The sequence below is a fragment of the Lysinibacillus sp. EB271-A1-10B genome, assembly GCF_058791335.1.
In genome coordinates, this window is sequence record NZ_JBYTDL010000001.1 from 1 (window position 1) to 3,303 (window position 3,303).

General features: G+C 35.8%; 3 protein-coding genes. All 3 read right to left on the reverse strand.

Annotation, left to right across the window (positions count from 1 at the left end):
* Positions 1–150: 150 nt before the first annotated feature.
* Positions 151–1,497 (reverse strand): sodium-dependent transporter, encoded by a 1,347-nt coding sequence (locus AC3WSK_RS00005; RefSeq protein WP_492411323.1) that lies wholly within the window; start codon positions 1,495–1,497, stop codon positions 151–153.
* Positions 1,498–2,073: 576 nt separating this feature from the next.
* The gene (locus AC3WSK_RS00010) at positions 2,074–2,565 is read right to left on the reverse strand and encodes a hypothetical protein (RefSeq protein ID WP_492411325.1); all 492 of its coding nucleotides are present in this window, start codon (positions 2,563–2,565) and stop codon (positions 2,074–2,076) included.
* A 517-nt stretch (positions 2,566–3,082) separates the two neighbouring features.
* On the reverse strand, positions 3,083–3,303 hold a 221-nt coding region (locus AC3WSK_RS00015; protein ID WP_492411327.1), incomplete at its 5' end, for an excalibur calcium-binding domain-containing protein.

Genomic DNA, 3,303 nt, shown 5'->3' on the forward strand with positions numbered 1-3,303 from the left:
TTTCTATTACTTGTTTCTCGACAATTCAAGTATATATAAATCGGTGAATCTGTGCTTTTTTTATGCGTGGAATTGTGTGAATACCCCAAAAAATATTATAGAACCCAAAAAAGTAGGTTGCATTCCTTAACGGAACACAACCTACTACCATTAGTATTGCAATAGCATATTTACAAACACAACAATAATCACCAAAGGTACTACCACTAGCATCAATAGACGATAAGTTGAATAGAACCCTTGCCCCAATTTGCTTCCTATTAATAATTCCTTCTTCACAAATTCTTTATCAACTACATATGCTATAAAGATAGCAATCAATAAGTTACCCATCGGAAGCATTAAATTAGAAACTAAAAAGTCAGTTGCATCAAAAATTGTTTTTCCAAAGATTGATACATCCGCTAATGTACTTGATGAAAGCGCTGCAGGAATCGCCGCAATAAAGACTACTACACCTAGTAGCATTGTCAATGCAGAACGAGACATACGCCCTTTCTCTATAAATGCCGCTACGATAATTTCATATAAACTGAAGGAAGAAGTTAGCGTTGCGAATAAAAATAATAATAAAAACATCGCTAAAAATAGTTCACCAAATGGCATTTGACTAAATGCTGTTGGCAGAACCATAAATAACAAGCCTGGACCAGATGCTGGTTCTAAATCAAAAGCAAATACAACAGGGAAAATGGCTAATCCTGCAAAAAACGATACGAGCACCGTGAGAAGAACAACAGAGCCCGCAGAATTCGGTAAGCTTACATCCTTCTTTAAATATGAGCTGTACGTCACAAGACAAGAAAACCCTACCGCTAAGCCAAAGAAGGACTGCCCCAACGCTTCTAATATAGCCTTACCAGTCATATTGGAAAAGTCAGGCCACAGGAAGAATTTAACTCCTTCCATTGCCCCATCTAATGTTAAAGCCCGCACAACAAGGACAATAAACATAATAAATAATAAAGGCATCATCCACTTATTGGCCTTCTCTATACCATTTTGCACACCAAGTGAAATGACTAGTACATTTACTAGCGTAAACAATCCTAAACCTAGTAGTGTAATCCAAGGTGTCCCTACAATTTCCCCAAATAGTTTACTAGGATCATTTGCAGGAGCAATAACAGCCCCAGTCACACCTAGGCCACTATATATAAAAATCCAACCTCCCACAACACTGTAAAAAGTTAATAATAAAAAACAACCTAGTACACCCATACGACCAACCCAAGCCCAGCCTGTTTTCGTCGGTGTAATTTTTTTATATGCAGTCACAGCCTCAGACTGTGTACCACGACCTAAAATATACTCTGATAGTAACATCGGTAAACCAATCAACAATGTAAATAGAACAAAAATAAGGAAAAATGCTCCCCCACCACTTTGTCCAGTAACATACGGCAACTTCCATATTGCCCCTAGCCCGATTGCAGCTCCCGCTGATGCTAAAATAAAGCCTAGTTTACTAGACCACTGACTCTTGTTTTCACTCATCTCTTCAAACTCCTCTAACATTCTAAACTCTTCCTTATTTTACATGAAAATAGTAATCTAGACTAGATTATTTCTATTTGTTACTTTCGCACAATAATATCCAGTATATCCAGCATTCTATCTATCCAATATAAAAAACCTCGAGCGCTTATTGGCTCGAGGTCTCATCTAAATTATTTTGTTATATACATAGAGCGCTGTTGATAAATCCATTTGCGCATTGTTGTAAATAGTAATGCCATGATGATCGTTATTAAAATACCCTTAATAATGTTAAATGGCAAAATACCAGCTATGATCATTTTATATAGTGAATCACCTACAACAGGCTCCATACCTAAAAAGTAAGTTCATGAGTGAATTGGCGTGAAAAAGTAAGAATATCAATAGTTTAATAAGTAATGAACACTAATATGTTCAACTGTTTGTAACCATTGCAATGGAGTTGTTTGAATTGCAAGTATATTCAGTAACTTTCATTTAATGTCAAACTGCAAATAAAAAAAGAGGGAAATTCCCCTTATAAAAACAAAAAAGACTACAACAAAATACTATAGCCTCCGCTTCTTCCACTTATTAATATGTTTCTAACTTTCTTACCACTGCCATATTCCCTTGTCCTTGTTTACTAGGGATCCTTGCCGCAATTTTCATATCAACATTTCTATTTAATAATGTTTGAAATACGTTGTCAGATGAATCTCTATCAAAGTATAAATACCACGAATCAGAATAGCCACCATCAATAGGCGTTAATTGACCACAAAAAAATTCTGCTTCATTTGTATAACCATAATTATAATAATCACATAATTTAATATTACCGTCCAAATAGAAATCTTCATTTACATTATTTGATAAGTTAAATTGAACTTCTCTACCCATTAAGCTTAATTTATGCTTCTCCTTAAAATCTGGTTCAACGTATTCAGTAGCATACCTCTTACCGGGATCTAAGTCTTCTTGACTTGTCTTATCTGTTTCTACAACCTCCTTTTCTTTACCACACGCTGATAGCAATAAGACAGAACATAGTATCGTAAATATCCATAGTTTATTAAATTTCATAATTATAACTCATATTATCAAATGTAGTTACATTTTACCATAGTTGGATATAATACAAAATACCTTTCTTTACGGGCGTGCGAGTGCAACAAGTCACCTTTGTATAGGAAGATACCATACCTCAATATTGGAAACCATGCCCCCTCCATCTGCTCAGTGGAAGATCACAAGGTGTTCCTACAACTCTAGAGATAGCTTAAGCTCAGATTCTTCAATTGCTAAATCCTGAAAGACAATACCAATAAACCAACTATCTTCACACATCGGTACATCTAGCTCTATTGCTTTGTTAATTTTATTAGCCCCGACTTTTCACCACAAATTAAATAGTCTTTTTTCTTGTTCATACTTCCCTACTGCTGTTCCACACGCTACTACGATTTCTTGCATAAATACTCTAGAAAACTGCGAAGCACCTGTAAAGATAAGATGTTTACTTTTGAGCGTTTCAAATACATAAACCCATAAAAAAGAGAGCTACTTATTAGCCCTCTAATCTTTGGACAATACTAACGACTTACTCACAAGCCCATCCATCTTTATCTCTATCATGTTTATTTTCATATGCAGGGTGTGAACTATCAACACCACTTGGATATACCTTGCGCATTTCTGTACAGTTTTGGAATGATTCATATGTAGCTTGCTGTTGTTGAGCTTCTGCCTCTGCTTTAGCCCTCGCTTCCGCTTCTGCTTTAGCCTTCACTTCTGCCTCTGCTTTAACCTTCGCTTCTGCTT

Bases quoted from the DNA above. Each gene is read 5' to 3' on its own strand.
- AC3WSK_RS00005 (WP_492411323.1), bottom strand. From the start codon at position 1,497: ATGAGTGAAAACAAGAGTCAGTGGTCTAGTAAACTAGGCTTTATTTTA.
- AC3WSK_RS00010 (WP_492411325.1), bottom strand. From the start codon at position 2,565: ATGAAATTTAATAAACTATGGATATTTACGATACTATGTTCTGTCTTA.